General features: G+C 33.5%; 17 protein-coding genes. 5 read left to right on the top strand and 12 right to left on the bottom strand.

Annotation, left to right across the window (positions count from 1 at the left end; all coding sequences use genetic code 11):
* Positions 1-350: 350 nt before the first annotated feature.
* The 12 genes from AB671_RS21695 to AB671_RS21750 all read right to left on the bottom strand — a co-directional run bounded on the left by AB671_RS21695 (position 351) and on the right by AB671_RS21750 (position 11,248).
* Positions 351-1,079, bottom strand: coding sequence for a hypothetical protein (locus AB671_RS21695; protein ID WP_066677973.1), 729 nt, complete (start codon positions 1,077-1,079; stop codon positions 351-353).
* Between the two features lie 367 nt (positions 1,080-1,446).
* Complete coding sequence (locus tag AB671_RS21700; RefSeq protein WP_066677971.1) at positions 1,447-2,049, bottom strand: hypothetical protein; 603 nt, start codon at positions 2,047-2,049, stop codon at positions 1,447-1,449.
* A gap of 128 nt (positions 2,050-2,177) precedes the next feature.
* Positions 2,178-2,909 (bottom strand): lipoyl(octanoyl) transferase LipB, encoded by a 732-nt coding sequence (lipB, locus tag AB671_RS21705; RefSeq protein ID WP_066677969.1) that lies wholly within the window; start codon positions 2,907-2,909, stop codon positions 2,178-2,180.
* A gap of 32 nt (positions 2,910-2,941) precedes the next feature.
* Entirely contained in the window at positions 2,942-3,718 is a 777-nt protein-coding gene (gene trpA, locus AB671_RS21710) for a tryptophan synthase subunit alpha (protein WP_066677967.1), read from the bottom strand.
* Positions 3,719-4,090: 372 nt separating this feature from the next.
* Positions 4,091-5,278, bottom strand: a complete 1,188-nt coding sequence (trpB, locus tag AB671_RS21715; RefSeq protein WP_066677965.1) for a tryptophan synthase subunit beta — start codon at positions 5,276-5,278, stop codon at positions 4,091-4,093.
* Positions 5,271-5,744, bottom strand: coding sequence for an OsmC family protein (locus AB671_RS21720; protein WP_066677963.1), 474 nt, complete (start codon positions 5,742-5,744; stop codon positions 5,271-5,273). The genes trpB and AB671_RS21720 overlap by 8 nt, the downstream gene beginning before the upstream one ends.
* A 92-nt stretch (positions 5,745-5,836) precedes the next feature.
* On the bottom strand, positions 5,837-6,289 hold the full coding sequence (gene tnpA, locus AB671_RS21725) for an IS200/IS605 family transposase (protein WP_066677962.1): 453 nt from the start codon (positions 6,287-6,289) through the stop codon (positions 5,837-5,839).
* Positions 6,290-6,351: 62 nt separating this feature from the next.
* Positions 6,352-7,068, bottom strand: coding sequence for a phosphoribosylanthranilate isomerase (locus AB671_RS21730; RefSeq protein ID WP_066677959.1), 717 nt, complete (start codon positions 7,066-7,068; stop codon positions 6,352-6,354).
* Positions 7,069-7,086: 18 nt separating this feature from the next.
* A complete protein-coding gene (gene trpC / locus AB671_RS21735; protein ID WP_066677975.1) occupies positions 7,087-7,866 on the bottom strand; it encodes an indole-3-glycerol phosphate synthase TrpC in 780 nt (259 codons plus the stop codon).
* A 53-nt stretch (positions 7,867-7,919) separates the two neighbouring features.
* Positions 7,920-8,909, bottom strand: coding sequence for an anthranilate phosphoribosyltransferase (gene trpD / locus AB671_RS21740; RefSeq protein WP_066677957.1), 990 nt, complete (start codon positions 8,907-8,909; stop codon positions 7,920-7,922).
* A gap of 89 nt (positions 8,910-8,998) precedes the next feature.
* Positions 8,999-9,586 carry an anthranilate synthase component II gene (locus AB671_RS21745; protein ID WP_066677955.1) on the bottom strand — a complete coding sequence of 196 codons (588 nt, stop codon included), beginning with the start codon at positions 9,584-9,586 and terminating at the stop codon, positions 8,999-9,001.
* A gap of 243 nt (positions 9,587-9,829) precedes the next feature.
* On the bottom strand, positions 9,830-11,248 hold the full coding sequence (locus tag AB671_RS21750) for an anthranilate synthase component I family protein (protein WP_066677953.1): 1,419 nt from the start codon (positions 11,246-11,248) through the stop codon (positions 9,830-9,832).
* 513 nt (positions 11,249-11,761) lie between these two features.
* Between AB671_RS21750 and AB671_RS21755 the strand changes: the two genes are divergently transcribed.
* The 5 genes from AB671_RS21755 (at position 11,762) to AB671_RS21775 (ending at position 16,136) form a co-directional block, all read left to right on the top strand.
* Complete coding sequence (locus AB671_RS21755; RefSeq protein WP_066677951.1) at positions 11,762-11,962, top strand: hypothetical protein; 201 nt, start codon at positions 11,762-11,764, stop codon at positions 11,960-11,962.
* On the top strand, positions 11,962-12,330 hold the full coding sequence (locus tag AB671_RS21760; RefSeq protein ID WP_066677949.1) for a c-type cytochrome: 369 nt from the start codon (positions 11,962-11,964) through the stop codon (positions 12,328-12,330). Before AB671_RS21755 ends, AB671_RS21760 begins: the two co-directional genes overlap by 1 nt.
* Positions 12,331-13,257: a 23S rRNA (adenine(1618)-N(6))-methyltransferase RlmF gene (rlmF, locus tag AB671_RS21765; RefSeq protein WP_066677948.1), complete on the top strand. Its 927-nt coding sequence runs from the start codon at positions 12,331-12,333 to the stop codon at positions 13,255-13,257.
* Positions 13,258-13,578: 321 nt separating this feature from the next.
* Positions 13,579-15,276 (top strand): lysine--tRNA ligase, encoded by a 1,698-nt coding sequence (gene lysS, locus AB671_RS21770; protein WP_066677946.1) that lies wholly within the window; start codon positions 13,579-13,581, stop codon positions 15,274-15,276.
* 119 nt (positions 15,277-15,395) lie between these two features.
* Positions 15,396-16,136 carry an ABC transporter ATP-binding protein gene (locus AB671_RS21775; protein WP_066677945.1) on the top strand — a complete coding sequence of 247 codons (741 nt, stop codon included), beginning with the start codon at positions 15,396-15,398 and terminating at the stop codon, positions 16,134-16,136.
* Positions 16,137-16,224 lie beyond the last annotated feature (88 nt).

Genomic DNA, 16,224 nt, shown 5'->3' on the forward strand with positions numbered 1-16,224 from the left:
TCAACACGTTGATTTTGTATTAAGTTTTTTAAGGCGATGATCTTAATTTCTTAATGTTAAAAATAAATATCAAATTTAAACAGCCTCTAAGAAATCTTTAAGTTGTTGCCTTTCTAATTTGAATTGATATAATTCTTTTTTGGATAATAATATGTCTTTTCCAAGTTGGTAAAATTCTTTTCTGAGTTTGCTTATTTCTTTTTTAAGTTAGGATAATTCTTTTTCAAGTCATTTAAATTCTTTCTGAAGGAGCTTTATTTCTATTTCTGATACGAAAAATCCTCTTGCTTTAAAAGAGGATTTTGTTTTTAGGAGCGTATTGTCCTTAAAGAGAAATGGTGGTGAGGTTTTTAATTTTTAATTTTAGAAAATTCTATACCTTTTATCTGTGCAAACTCCGGACTGGTAGCTCCGAATATAGCCTTGATGTATTTTTTGATGTCTGAAGCAGTCTCGTAAATTCCGATTTTATCACCGTATAAAAGTTTGTTTCTGGTGATTCTTGCATTGTTGACATTAGCATGCGCTCTTATTACTTCCAAATTTTTATTTTGTAAATCTGTGATAGTTGAGGCAAGTGTATCTACAAGCAATTCCGGCTCATTGGGCTGATAATTGGGCTCGTTTGCTAAGACGATTTTAAGCGCTGATAAATGCTGAATAAGCTGGTCATAAGATTGCTGGCTTACAGAAATGGTAGCGGGAGTTGTTTCGGGACTGGTAGGATTCTTTGGAGGAGCTGCCCTTTTGCCTTGTAATCTTCTATTGTGGAATTTTGCTTCTTTAATACTGCCTTCAGATGCATTTGAAACCTGTATTGCGTTTATGAATCTTGTTGCCATCGTTTTGATACCGCTGAAAGCTTCCTGCCTTTCGCTTACCTTTCTGTTGTAAATAGTATTGTTAGATAAAACATCTGCGAGAGCAATTTCGGCAGAATCTTTCAAAGCAATGATTGCGGGTAGCTGCAAGCTGGTTTTTGAGGGATTGTAGGATGAGCCGTAACCCATTAAGAACTCGATTAAGGTCTGAAAATTTGCAATGTTTTTTGCATGACCTGTTTCTGTGGTTGATGCCATAAATCATTTGTGTTTAGTTTGTTAGTGTAACAAATATAGATTTTTTTCAGATAGAATAGGATGAATATTGTGTTTTTTTAATGGGAAAAGCCTCGTCGAGGACGAGGCTTTGTGTATATTAAGAAATTACGGATTTTAAATTTGGGACATCTTGATGTAATTTATGCGAAAAGACTTGGATAAAAACAAACCAATCTGCCTCTAAATTCTTCGCATCTCGGACATTGTCCGAAAGTTGCAGGGCAATCAGAGTTTACATTACATTCATTGATTTGTCCACCATGAATAGTTTTAAGGGTTGTTCTTGAGATTTTTTAATGTTTTTCATAGAAATTTAAAAAAAAACTGTGTCTGTGACTGATCCTTTTTAGTCTGTGAGCAAATTTATACCATTACTCCATATTAAATTTTGTTTACTCTTATCTTCCATAAATAGATTATACTCTGAAAAATCTTTGTATTTATATTTGTAAATATCATCTGTAATAATCAACCCTACTTTAGTAAGTTTTACTTGTTCGCCGTATACAGTATTTTTTGCGGGATAGTCAAATTTTAAGCTTTTACGAACAGTGCCATGAATTGTTATCTTAGATTTTGATTCGATTTTTTTAAGTTCGGGGATATTACTGTCACATCCTCCTTTAGGATTATAAAAATAAATGTAATTATTGTTAATTTTAAAGTTGTTGTACCAGGAACAGCTCATCATCCATATATACAAATCTTTTTCCCCGACATTTTCAATGTCAATTGTTATGTCATAGTAATGTTCAATTATAGAATCTGTTTTTACATCTAAACTTTGTTCTTCTATTTGATTTTTAACCCAAAAATCATTTTTGCTTATTGATTTAGTATATTCCTTTTCAAGATTTAGTTTTATCTTTATAGGAACAGTGTTCGTTTGGATGCATCCTAAATTGAGAGTTAAAGCCACTAATAAAAGAAGTGTAAAAGTTGATTTCATTAATTCAAATATTATTTTTCTAAAAATAACCAAATAATCAATTATAGACCAATTTTATTTCAAACCATAATGACAAAAAAAATCTGTTCCCCAAAAGAAACAGATTTCATATTATTAAAATATCTTAATCAAGCCTTCATCACCAATTCCGCTTCAAAAACATCCGCAAAATGCTTTCTGATTTTGGCTTTAATATCTTCCATTTCTTCGGGAGTAATCTCTCTTTCCAATTCTCTTTTCAGAGAAGCTACTTGTTTATCTTTAATACCGCAAGGAATGATGTATTCAAAATAACGCATGTCGGTATTGATGTTTAAGGCAAAACCATGAAGCGTAACCCAACGTGAAGCTTTGACCCCCATTGCACAGATTTTTCTGGCGTAAGGTTTTCCTACATCCAGCCAAACTCCGGTTTCTCCGGGAGAACGCTCACCTTTCAATCCGTATTCGGCAATGGTTCTGATAATGACTTCTTCAAGATTTCTCATGTATTTATGAATATCTGTGAAGAAATTTTCTAAATCTAAAACCGGATAACCCACGATTTGCCCGTAACCGTGATAGGTAATGTCACCGCCACGATTAACTTTTACAAAAGTGGCATCTATTTCTTTCAGTTTATCGATTCCGGCAAGCATATTTTCTTCATGACCGCTTTTACCGAGTGTATAAACGTGAGGATGCTCTACCAAAAGAAAATGATTGGGCGTGGTAAGATGTTGCTCGGCAGGAAGGTCTCTGTTTTTAACTTTAATATCAATAATATCTTTCATCAGTTTTTCCTGATAATCCCAAGAGGGTTGATATTCTTTGATGCCTAAATCTTCAAATTCTACGACTTTATTCTGATGTGTATTCATTCTTTAATTTGATGAAACAAATTTAGTGATTTTTACGCTCTTATGGAATGGATGAAATCTATGGCTTTGGTCTTCCAATCTCTATTTTGCAGAAGGATGTTGACGAAGGCAGTACCGATGATTCCGCCGTCTGCTTTTTGGGTAACATTTTCAAAATCTTCTTTAGATTTAATTCCAAAACCAATCATTATAGGATTTTTCAGTGGGAGAGAAGCCAATCTTGAAAGATAGTCTTCATTTCTTAAAACAGCATTCTCATTTCCTGTTGTGGATGAAGAACTTACTGCATATAAAAATCCTGAACTTAAAGAATCCAAATACAAAATTCTTTCATCTGAAGTTTCAGGAGTTACCAAAAACGTAAAATTTAAATTGTATTTTTCTAAAATCTGCTGGTAATTTTTTTCAAATTCAATCGGCGGTAAATCAGGAATAATTAAACCTGAAACTCCATTTTCAGAACATTCTCTGCAAAAGTTTTCAAACCCGAAACTTAAGACCGGATTGATGTATCCCATTAATATAATTGGAATTCTGATTTCGTTTTTAATAGATTTCAGTTGAGAAAGTAAAGTTGAAATTGTCATTCCGTTATTTAAAGCCAGTTCATGGGCTTTTTGAACGACAGGACCATCGGCGACAGGGTCAGAATAAGGCATCCCAATCTCCATCATATCAGCTCCTGAATCTTGAATAAGCTTTATAATTTCAGCAGTGTTTTCTAATTGTGGAATTCCTGCTGTGAAGTAGATGTTGAGGAGTTTGGGTTGGGTGTTGAAAGCAGGAGGTTGGATGTTATTTTGTGGCATAAATTTTATGTTTTTTTTTACTCAATTATTTTATATTGTGTGGTTGATAGGATTTTATCCTATCCTTTGTTAAATCGTCCTTTCAGGACTGGGTTGATGGAGTTTTGGGGTGTAAATTTTATGTTTTTTTATATTGTGTGTTGATAGGATTTTATCCTATCCTTTGTTAAATCGTCCTTTTCAGGACTTGGTTGACGGAAATTTCTATATTTGACGAAATTGCGACCCGGCTTGAGCGGAACTCCTTTTTGTTATTGCGATTGCTGAAAAATTGTATGGATTACTTCAATTTGTTCGCAATGACAAAAAGAGTGGGAGCGGAAGACGGAATTTGTCGCCATAAAAATTAATTTATCAGTGATAATTAACCATTTATAATTTAGAAAGATACGTTTCCATATCCTTATCACCACGACCGCTCAAACAAATAACGACAATGTCATTTTCGTTAAATTTCTTTTTATCTAAAACGGCGAAAGCATGCGCGCTTTCCAAAGCGGGGATAATTCCTTCTAATTTGGTCAGTTCAAAAGCAGATTGCAAAGCCTCATCATCGTTGATGCTGAAAAATTCTGCTCGGTTTTCTTTAAATAAATGCGCATGAAAAGGACCAATCCCCGGGTAATCTAAACCTGCAGAAATAGAATGGGGTTCAATAACTTGTCCGTCTTTTGTTTGCATCACCAAGCTTTTACTTCCGTGCAAAACACCTAAAGTTCCCAGAAAAGTGGTCGCCGCAGACTTCCCTGAATCGACTCCAAAACCTCCGGCTTCTGCAGCAATAATTTTCACGTTTTCCTCTTCTACAAAATGATAGAAAGTTCCTGCAGCATTGCTTCCGCCACCAACACAAGCAATGACATAATCTGGAGTTGAACGACCAATTTGTTCGTTAAGTTGTTCTTTAATTTCTTTAGAAATAACAGATTGAAATCTCGCCACCAAATCGGGAAACGGATGCGGACCAACCACACTTCCGATAACGTAATGAGTAGTTGTCGAGTTGTTGATCCAGTCTCTTAGCGCTTCATTCACGGCATCTTTCAAGGTTTTTGAACCAGAAGTTGCAGGAACAACGGTTGCTCCAAGCATTTTCATTCTCGCAACATTCGGAGCCTGTCTTGCAATGTCGATTTCGCCCATGTAAACGATGCATTCCAAGCCAAGAAGTGCACACGCTGTAGCAGTAGCAACGCCGTGTTGTCCGGCTCCTGTTTCGGCTATGATTCTATGTTTTCCCAAACGTTTTGCCAATAAAACCTGTCCCAAAGCATTGTTGATCTTATGCGCTCCGGTATGGTTAAGGTCTTCTCTTTTTAAATAAATCTGAGTCTTGTATTTTTTGCTTATATTTTTCGCCAAATATAATGGAGTAGCGCGACCTACATAGTTTTTCAACAAATCCTGATATTCCTTCTGAAATTCTTCAGATTCTATAATTTCAAGATAATTTTTTTGCAGTTCTTCTACATTTGGATAGAGCATTTCGGGGATAAAAGCTCCGCCAAATTCTCCGTAATAGCCTTGTTCGTCTGGATTTTTATAGTTTGTTTTAATCATTTTTGTAATTAATTTCAGGTTGATGTTTTACTTCAAAATTTAATGAATTGGCAATAAAGCAATACTCATTTGCTTTCTGATGAAGTTCGATTGCTTTTTCTATCATTTCTTTTTCGGCAACCAAAATCTTGGGTTTTAGGATAATTTCTGTGAACTTTCCACTTCCGTTTTCGCTCTCTATCATTGTTCCTTCTGCAAAATCTTCATATTCTAAAACAAGAATGTTATTAACCGAACAAAAATGCAAATACCATAAAACATGACACGAAGAAACGGAAGCCAACAGCAAATCTTCAGGATTATGAAGGTCTGGAATCCCTAAAAATGCAGGGTCTGAAGAACCTTTGATATCAGCTTTTCCATCCACCGATATGATATAGCTTCTTTCATAAGAACGATAATTTTTAGTAGATTCACCGGTGTTTCCCGTCCATTTTATTTTTGATTTGTATTGATGGTTTTTCATATGAAATGTTTTAAGTTTAAAAGAGTCCCGAAGGGACGATTTAACAGAGCGTAGGAATTTATTCCTATGAATTTAACAATTGTTTAAATAACTTAATCCCAAATATATTTTTCATCATAATCTATTTTGTATTTTTTGTAATAATTAACCATCTCATGTTTGAAATCAAATTCTTTATGATGCTCTCTTTGGTTTTTAATATATTCAGAAACTGGAAAAATGTTATTTGGACTCACTGAAAAAGCTCCATAACCTTCCTGCCAAAAGAAATCTTCATATTTTTTTCCTTTCGTCTTTATCCATTTTGATGAAATTGCTTTTATTTCCTGAACCAATTTCATCAAAGCAATTTTCCTCGACAACAGACAGAGAATATGGATGTGATTGTCTGTTCCTCCTATTTGCAATGCTGTGCTTTCAAAATCTTTACATAATGTAGCAATATATGAGAACAATTCTTTTTCTATGCTTTCATCAATAAAATCATTTCTGTGCTTTGTGCTGAAAATGATATGAACGTAGTTTTTGACTAGGGATTGTGGCATTTCTTTGTGTTTTTTTAATTATTCATTTGTTTATTGTTGATAGGATTGCATCCTATCCTTTGTTAAGTCGTCCCTTTGGGACTTTTAAATTTGTTTTTAAATTCTTTTATTTTTTCTACATCTTTAATTCCAGGCTCTATTTCAAATTTTGAGTTGATGTCTAAAGCAAATGGTTGTTGGTTGATCGTTTTTAGTTGATGGAAGTTTTCCAAAGAAATTCCGCCGCTTAAAAAATAAGGAAGAGGGATTTTTATTTCGTTAAGAACATCCCAGTCAAACGATTTTCCAGTTCCGCCAAATGCTTTTGAATCGGTATCAAATAAGAGATAGTTGATCGTTGTTGGTTGTTGGTTATCAGTTTGAGCGGAGTCGAAGACTTTTTCAATTTTACTTCTTACTTCTGATTCTTGGTTTCCAATTCTAATGACTTTTATAATTCCAACTTCAGGTTTTAATTTTTTTCTCAATTTCAAAATAAAATCTTCACTTTCATCGCCGTGAAGCTGAATAAAATTTAAATCTGCTTTTTCTGCAATCTCGATTATTTTATCTGCATTTTCATTGACAAAAACCCCAACTTTTCCTTGATGATTTATTTCGGATATTTCATCTAAATTTAAATAATTCAGAACATATCTTGGTGATTTTTCATAAAAGATGAAGCCTAGAAAATCAATTTTTAATGCCACTAATTCACGAATTTGAGCAAGTTGAGTCAGCCCACAAACTTTGAGTTTTGGTTGAGAGTTTTCTGTTGATGGTTGTTGGCTTTCAATCATTGCTAAACTGGTAAAATGTTATATTTTTACATTAGAAACGAATTCAGAGAATTTATTTCCAGGATTTTCATTTTTCATAAAATATTCGCCCATCAAAAACCCGTTGAATCCTTTTTCTTTTAAATATTTAAAATCTTCTTCGTTATAAATTCCGCTTTCAGCAACGGATAAAATATTTTCAGGAAGCTGATTTTTTAGATTGACAGAATGTTGTAAATCAACATTAAAATCTTTTAAATTTCTGTTGTTAATTCCTACAAAATCAATGCTTTTATTAATGTGTTGAAGTTCTTCTTCGGTATGAATTTCTAATAAAACCTCCAAATCTAAATCATGTGCAAGCTCGGTAAACTCTGAAACCTGATTAGGCGAAAGACAAGCGGCAATCAATAAAATAACATCTGCACCGATTGATTTTGCTTCATAAAACTGATATTCATCAACCATAAAATCTTTTCGCAGAATCGGAATTTGGATATGATTTCTTACACTCAAAATATCGTCAAAACTTCCGCCGAAAAAATCTTTATCAGTAAGGATTGAAATTCCGCTTGCTCCGAATTTTTCGTATGCTGAAGCCACTTCTAAAGGCGAAATTTGATTGTTAATAATACCTTTTGAAGGTGATTGTCTTTTAAACTCAGCAATAATGCCTGATTTTGATTCTAAAGATTCTTTCAGAGAAAAAGTTTTTCTTCTAAAAAATTCTGAATCTTTAAGCTGTTCCACAGAAATTTTAGATTTTGATTCTTCTATTTCCTGTTGTTTTCTTTCTATGATTTTGTCTAAAATGTTCATTTTTATAGGGTTGATTGTTTTTGCTTGTTCGTTTCTATTAAGATTAAAAACTATCAACCATCAATTAATAACTGTAAGCTATTCAACGCTTTTCCTTCAAACAAACTTTCTTTTGCTAAAGTCAAGCAATCCTCATAAGTTCCAAATTTATTGGTGTGATGTAGGGCAACAGCTGCATTGGCTAAAATCACAGCATTTTGTGATTCGGTACCATTTCCTTCTAATATATTTTTGAAAATTTGTGCAGTTTCTTCAATCGTTTCTCCTGCTTTTATGTTTTCAGAATCAACCGATTTAAAACCTAAATCTTCTGCCGAATAAATATTTTCACCACTTTTGGTGATGATTTTACTGTCTTGAGTAAGGCTGATTTCGTCATATCCATCCATTCCGTGAACTAAAACAAAATCCTGATTTTCTTTTTGAAGGAAATATTGATAGAGTCTTGCAATCTCCAAATTATAAACTCCAATCACAGAAAACTGTGGTTTTGCCGGGTTTACTAACGGACCGAGTAAGTTGAAAAAAGTACGCAACCCTAAAGATTTTCGCAATGCACCTACAGACTGTAATGCCGGATGAAAATAAGGAGCGTGAAGAAAACAGATATTCGCTTTCTCTAAATCCTGATTAAGTTCGTCTGAAGTTTTTTTGAACCGATAACCTAAAGCTTCTAAAACATTGGATGAACCCGTAACAGTTGATGCACCGTAGTTTCCGTGTTTGGTTACTTTTTGCCCGGTTCCTGCAACAACAAAACTTGCCAGAGTAGAAATGTTGATGGTATTTTTTCCGTCACCACCGGTTCCGACAATGTCAATGCTATCGTTAGTATTCAAATTAACCGGAACCGCCATTTGAAGAAGTGCTTCTCTAAAACCTTTCAATTCTTCCAAGGTAATATTCCGCATCAGAAAAATACTGATAAAAGCTGTAACTTCAGTAGCGTTAAATTTATTTTGAGCAATCTCAATCATAATAGCTTTTGCCTGCGATTTTGACAAAGTATGGTGATTGAAAAGATATTCTAATATTTCTTTCATAATGGTAGTGGTTGCTGGTTGTTAGTGATTGGTTGTTAGTTTTAAAGTATTTTTAGAATAATTTTCTATCAACTATCAACTAAAATCTATTAACCAATTAAAAAATTTCTGATAATAGTTTCTCCATCAGGAGTTAAAATGCTTTCAGGATGGTATTGAACGCCATGAACATCAAATGTTTTATGTTTCAGGCTCATAATCATTCCTTTGCTGTCTGTACTAGTAATTTCCAATTCTTCGGGGAAATTTTCAGGATTAACTGCCCAGCTGTGATATCTGCCAACTTCTAAAGTTGGAGGTAAATCATTGAAAATTTTATGCTCGCTAATTTGAATTGCTTCTGTTGCTACACCATGAAAAATCTCTGTGAGATTGATTAAACTTCCGCCAAAAGCTTCCGCGATTGCCTGTTGACCAAGACAAACTCCTAAAATACTTTTTGTTGGTGCATATTTTTTGATTACATCTAATAAAATTCCTGCTTCTTCGGGAATTCCTGGTCCTGGAGAAAGAATGATTTTGTCATACTTCTCAATTTCTTCTAACGAAATCTCATCATTTCGGTAAACATCAACTTTTTGATTCAGAATTTGCTCAATCATTTGAACAAGGTTGTAGGTAAAGCTGTCGTAGTTATCAAATACGAGGACTTTGGTTGATGGGTTTATATTTGTCATTTTTTCTATATTTTTTAATTGGATTTTATCCAATTCTGTGTTAAATCGTCCTTTCAGGACTCATTATTATCTGTTTTTTGATTTTTCTGAACCTAATTTCTAGTTATGACGAAATTGCGACCCGGCTTGAGCGGAAATCCTTTTTGTTATTGCGATTGCTGAAAAATTCTAAAGATTGCTTCACTTTGTTCGCAATGACAAAAAGATTGGGAGCGGAAGACGGAATTTGTCGCCATAAAAGTCTTAAACTAATCTCTCCGCTTTTTCAACTGCTTTTTTCAATGCATTTAGTTTATTATTAACTTCTTCCAATTCATTTTGCGGAATTGATTTAGCAACCAAACCTGCTCCTGCCTGATAAAATAATGTGTTGTTCTTGCTTAAAAATGTTCGAATCATAATTGCCTGATTGCAATCGCCATTCAAACCAATCATCCCGATGCAACCGCCGTAATAACCGCGCGAATCTTTTTCGTATTCATTAATAAGTTGAAGGGCTTTGTATTTTGGCGCTCCGCTTAAAGTTCCCTGTGGGAAAGTATCAGAAACAATGTCAAAAGGGTTGGTGTTTTCTTCCAATTCAGAAGTAACTTCACTTACCATGTGAATAACATGAGAGAAAAGCTGAATTTCTTTCAATTTGGTTACAGTTACATTTTTTCCTTTTTTTCCTAAATCGTTTCGGGCTAAATCTACCAACATTGTATGTTCGGCATTTTCTTTAGGGTCTTTTTTTAAAGCTTCTGCAGATTGTAAATCGGTTTCAAAATCTCCGCTTCTTTTAAAAGTTCCTGCAATAGGATGGATGATGGCTTTATTGTTTTTAATAATTAATTGACTTTCAGGGCTTGAGCCAAATAGTTTGTAATTTCCGTAATCGAAAAAGAATAAATAAGGCGAAGGATTGATATTTCTCAAAGCACGATAAACATTAAACTCGTCGCCTTTAAATTTCTGCTCAAATCTTCTGCTCAAAACCAATTGAAAAACATCACCTCTTTTACAATGTTTTTGGGCTTTATCTACAAGCTCCAAATATTCTTCATCGGTAAGATTTGAGGTTTCGTAACCGTCTTTCTCAAATGGATAAACGAGTGCATTTTTATTTTTAATTAAATCCTGTAACAACAGCATTTCAGATTTTACGCCATCAATTTGATTTTCGATAAGATGCATTTCATCATTAAAATGATTGATGGCAATCACATATTGATACAGTCTGTAACGAAGAATCGGGATTTCAACTTCTTTGCTTTGAGGTTTAAAACTAATATTTTCAAAAAGCGGAACGGCTTCAAAACTTGTGTATCCAAAAAGACTTTGCGCAGTTTCTTCTATGTTGTCATTGGTTTTTTCACAAACAAAAACTTTAGAAAAATCGTTTAGCAATTGCGTAACTTCAATATTTTCTAACGATTTTTTCTCAGGATTTTCATTGGGGAATTTGATTTCATATTCATGAAGATTTTTGATTTCAATTCCGGCAATGGCGTTTATCGCAATGAAAGAAAAGTTATTATCGATATTTTTTGAATCTGAACTTTCAAGCAAAATCGTGTCGCGGAATTTATCTCTTATCTGAAGATAAATATTCATCGGGGTTTGCAGGTCGCCCAGTGTTTTTTTTGAGGTGGTTTTTATATTGATTGTATTGTTAAACATTTTTATAATTTTTTAAATAATGAACAAAAAAAAGACTTCAACGCAATCGTCAAAGTCTCTGTATATTTTTCTATAGAATTCAAGCTGTAATTTAACAACACGACAATAGCATCAGACCCGACGAAGAGTTTGAGTGCCACCACCAATTTTTGTTGTTAGAAATAATCATGGGACAAATGTAGAAATTTTTTTAATATTAAAAGCAAAAAAAATCAAAAAAACTGATTTCAATGCAAGAACTATTTTAGAATAATTTATTGCTTATTGCGTGTTTAAAGGGTTTACAGGCGGATTAAGATTTATTTTTTTATATTTCTTTAACACAATCACTCAACTAATTTGAAAAAGCGGTCTCTATTTTTTATTTTTTGGAATAGGTTTAAATATGATTTAAAATAGCTTTAAATCTCGTATTTGAAACTTTATTTTTATATTTTTGTCAGCAAATAAAAAAAGTGGGAGATTATAGATTTCTTTCACTGGAATATTAAAAAATAATATAGAAAGTTACCTATGAAAAAAGTATTGGCAATCGCATTTATCGGAAGTATATTCGCAGTAAGCTGCTCAAAAAAAGCTGACAAATCTTTACAAGATAGCAACGTTATGCTAGAAGAGCCAGCTGCACCTACAGTAGTAGATTCTACTAAATCTACACCAGCTCCGGTAGCAGCAACACCTGCACCTGCAACAGATTCTACAGCTGCAAAATAATGAAAAAACTGTTTTTGACAGGATTAATAAGCTTATTTATTATTTCCTGTTCTAAAAAAGAAGATTCACAAGCTTTATCAACAGATTCTACAGATATTTCGACTCCTGTAAATAGCAATGTTTCTGGAAAATATTTAATTGAAGGTTCTGATTGTATGGCTTGTCATAATGCTGTGGAAAGAACGATTGGCCCATCTTATAAAGAAATTGCTGAAAAATATTCTGAAAAAGATATCGAAATCTTAGCTTCAAAAATTATTGAAGGCGGAAGCGGTGTTTGGGGAAGCGTACCTATGCAGCCCCACCCACAAGTTTCTAAAGATGACGCCAAAAAAATGGTAGAATATATTTTAAGTCAGAAGAAATAAATGACTGCCGAAAAATCAACTCTGCACCCAAGAAATCTGCACCGAAATTCTTATGATTTTGAACTGCTGATTTCTTGTGTGCCTGAATTGAAACATTATGTTTTCATCAATTCTTACGGTACTCCAACCATTAATTTTAGCATTCCAAAAGCTGTAAAACTGTTGAATAAAGCTTTATTACAGCATTTTTATGCGGTTAAAAACTGGGATATTTCAGACCAGAATCTTTGTCCGCCAATTCCTGGGCGTGCAGATTATATTCATTATCTCGCAGATTTGTTGACTGAAAATACTGAAGAAATTCCAAAGGATTTATCCATAAAAGGTCTCGATATCGGAACAGGAGCCAATTTGGTGTATCCTTTAATTGCCCATCAATCTTATGGTTGGGAAATGTTGGGGACCGATATCAATCAGAAATCTTTGGAAAACGCTCAGAAGATTTTAGATGATAACCCTGATTTTTCATCCCAAATTCAGTTGAAATTTCAACCGGATTCGAATTTTATATTCAAAAACATTCTTTCTTCCGACAATCGATTCACATTCTCCATGTGCAATCCGCCTTTCCATGATTCTGAAGAGTCTGCAATGAAAGGAAATCTTAGGAAGACGAAAAATCTCAAAAAATCAAAGACTCCAAAAAATAATCTCAATTTCGGAGGGCAACAATCTGAGTTGTGGTGCGAAGGTGGCGAATTGGCTTTTATCTCAAAAATGATTGAAGAAAGTGCTTTATTCTCATCCCAAATTCTTTGGTTTACGTGTTTGGTTTCAAAACAGGAAAATCTTTTTAAGCTGACATCACTTTTAAACAAAGTAAAAGCTGTTGAGGTGAAAACTATTGATATGGCGCAAGGTCAGAAAATCAGCAGGATTTTAGCTTGGACATTTGTTCCAAAAGAAAAGAGGAAAGATTGGTTTTAAAATTTTAATTACTTGGGCAGCTTAATCCGCCTTCCGTTCCCGCTTTTTTCTATCATTGCGAATGAAATGAAGCAATCTGTTGAACTTTTGTTAATCGCAATGACACAAAAAGAGCTCCACTCAAGTCGGGCTGCGATTTTGGCATAATAAAATAATTTTCAGCAAGATTAGAAAGGTTTTTACTTTGTGAGCTTTAAAAGAGAAATAGGCTCAATTTCAATTCAATATAAAACTTTTGTGACTTTTGTAGTTAAAACAAAATTCCAGTTTCATAAACGCTTAAAATTCACTATTTTTGCAATTCGAAAAAATTGAATTACAATGCAATTATCAGAACAGGAAATCATTAGAAGAGAAAAGCTGAATAAGCTTGTTGAAATGGGAATCAACGCATTCCCTGCAGAAGAATACAACGTTACAGATACTACAGAATCTATAAAACAGAATTTTTCTGAAAGTAAACAGGTGAAGATTGCGGGAAGATTGATGTCTCGTAGAATTCAGGGGAAGGCTTCTTTTGCTGAATTGCAGGATTCTACAGGGAAAATTCAGGTATATTTCAACAGAGACGAAATCTGTACAGGCGAAGATAAAACTTTATACAACGACGTTTACAAACACCTTTTAGACATCGGTGATATTATCGGTATCGAAGGAGAATTGTTCACAACTCAGGTTGGTGAAATGACGGTTTTGGTAAAAAACTTTACGTTACTTACCAAATCATTACGTCCGCTTCCGCAGGCAAAAACTGATGAAAATGGAGTGGTGCATGATGCGTTCAACGACCCTGAAATGAGATACAGACAGCGTTATGTAGATTTAACGGTGAATCCACAAGTGAAAGAAATTTTCGTAAAGAGAACAAAATTGTTCAATGCGATGAGAACTTTCTTTAACGATTCAGGTTATTTTGAAGTTGAAACGCCAATCTTACAGTCAATTCCAGGTGGAGCTGCTGCAAGACCGTTTATTACACACCACAATGCTTTAGACATTCCTTTATATTTAAGAATTGCGAACGAATTATATCTGAAAAGATTAATCGTTGGTGGGTTTGATGGGGTTTATGAATTCTCAAAAAACTTCAGAAATGAAGGGATGGACAGGACCCACAACCCAGAATTTACCGCAATGGAAATTTACGTAGCCTACAAAGACTACAACTGGATGATGGATTTCACAGAGAAATTATTAGAATTCTGTGCAACTTCTGTAAACGGAAATTCAGAATCAACTTTCGGTGAACATACAATCAGCTGGAAAGCTCCTTATCCAAGGGTTTCTATGACGGAAGCGATTCAAAAATATACAGGTTTTGATATTACTGGAAAATCCGAACAGGAATTATTTGATTTTGCTAAATCTATCGGTATCGAAGTAAACGAAACGATGGGTAAAGGAAAATTAATCGACGAAATTTTTGGTGAAAAATGTGAAGGAAACTTCATTCAGCCAACTTTCATTACCGATTACCCAATCGAAATGTCGCCTTTAACCAAAAAGCACAGAAGCCAGGAAGGTCTTACTGAGCGTTTTGAATTGATGGTTTGTGGTAAAGAAATCGCGAATGCTTATTCAGAATTAAATGACCCTATTGACCAAAGAGAGCGTTTCGAAGAGCAATTAAAATTAGCTGAAAAAGGAGACGATGAAGCAACAGGATTTATCGACGAAGATTTCTTGAGAGCTTTAGAATATGGTATGCCACCAACTTCAGGTTTAGGAATCGGAATGGACAGATTGATTATGTTCTTAACCAACAATCCGTCAATTCAGGAAGTGTTGTTCTTCCCTCAAATGAGACCTGAAAAACTGGTTCCTCAAATCGAATTGGGAGAAGATGAAGAGGTTATTCTTGAAATTTTAAAGTCTGGTGAGCAAATTGCTTTGGCTGAAGTAAAAACGATGAGTAAATTATCCGGTAAAAAATGGGATAAAGCTTCTAAAACTTTAACGAAAGGAAACCTGGTAAAAGTAGAGAAGATTGACGACGTTGTTTTGATGAAATTGGCTTAAAAAAATATCATATTTTTAATAATACTAAAGGTTGTCTTCGGATAACCTTTTTTTTGTTTCTTAAATATGAATAATTTGTATATTCGAAAACTTTTAACCTCAAAAAACATAAATTGAAAATGCCGAAAAAAATTAAGATTCATCAAACGGTATCTATTTATTCTAATCATGAAGAAAGCGCTAAGACTTCAAATTTTTTAAATGAAGGCCAAATTGTTGATTTTAATCGTGAAAAAAGAAGAAACGGAATTAATTGGATGGAGATTTACTTAGACAACGAAAAAAAATATATCAAGAAAGACTTTTCAAAAATATTCATTTTAAAAGAAGGTAAGCTTGCTGATAATTCATGCAATGTCTTGTTTTGGGAATCAAATGATAATGAAAATTATAAATTTGATGATATTTTTTCTCCTGTTCAGAATGAAGCCAATAGTTTGGAAGAGATTGAGATAAGAAGGATTTATGACGATGGTAAAAAAGAAAAATGGATAAGATTATATTATGATAAAGAAAATGCAAATGTTTATAAAACGGTTTTATATAAAAAAGATAAAATAACAATTTCTGCAGAAAAAATAAATTTTTTAGAGGTTTTTTCTGACAAAAAGACTGGATATATTCTTTCTGATGTCTCTTATGATGAAACAAAAGATTGGTGGATGATGCCTCTCATTATCCTTATTATTTCACTAGTTACCATTGGAATTTTTATAGCGGTGCTTCTAACAGGTTGGATTGTTGTAGGACCTATTTTGTTAATTCCTGGTTTTATTGTTGCTATTGTTGTGATTGTTTTTATGCAGATTTTTATAGCAATTGTGAGTGCGATTTTTAAAAGCATTAGAAAAAGATTTTAACTTAGAGGCTGTTTAAATTTTATTGAGTAATAATTTTATGGCAGATAATTTGACCATGTTTTCAGAACTTTCCATTAGAAGTTCATAA

The organism is Chryseobacterium sp. BGARF1 (genome assembly GCF_001677955.1).
In the GTDB taxonomy this organism is placed as follows: domain Bacteria; phylum Bacteroidota; class Bacteroidia; order Flavobacteriales; family Weeksellaceae; genus Chryseobacterium.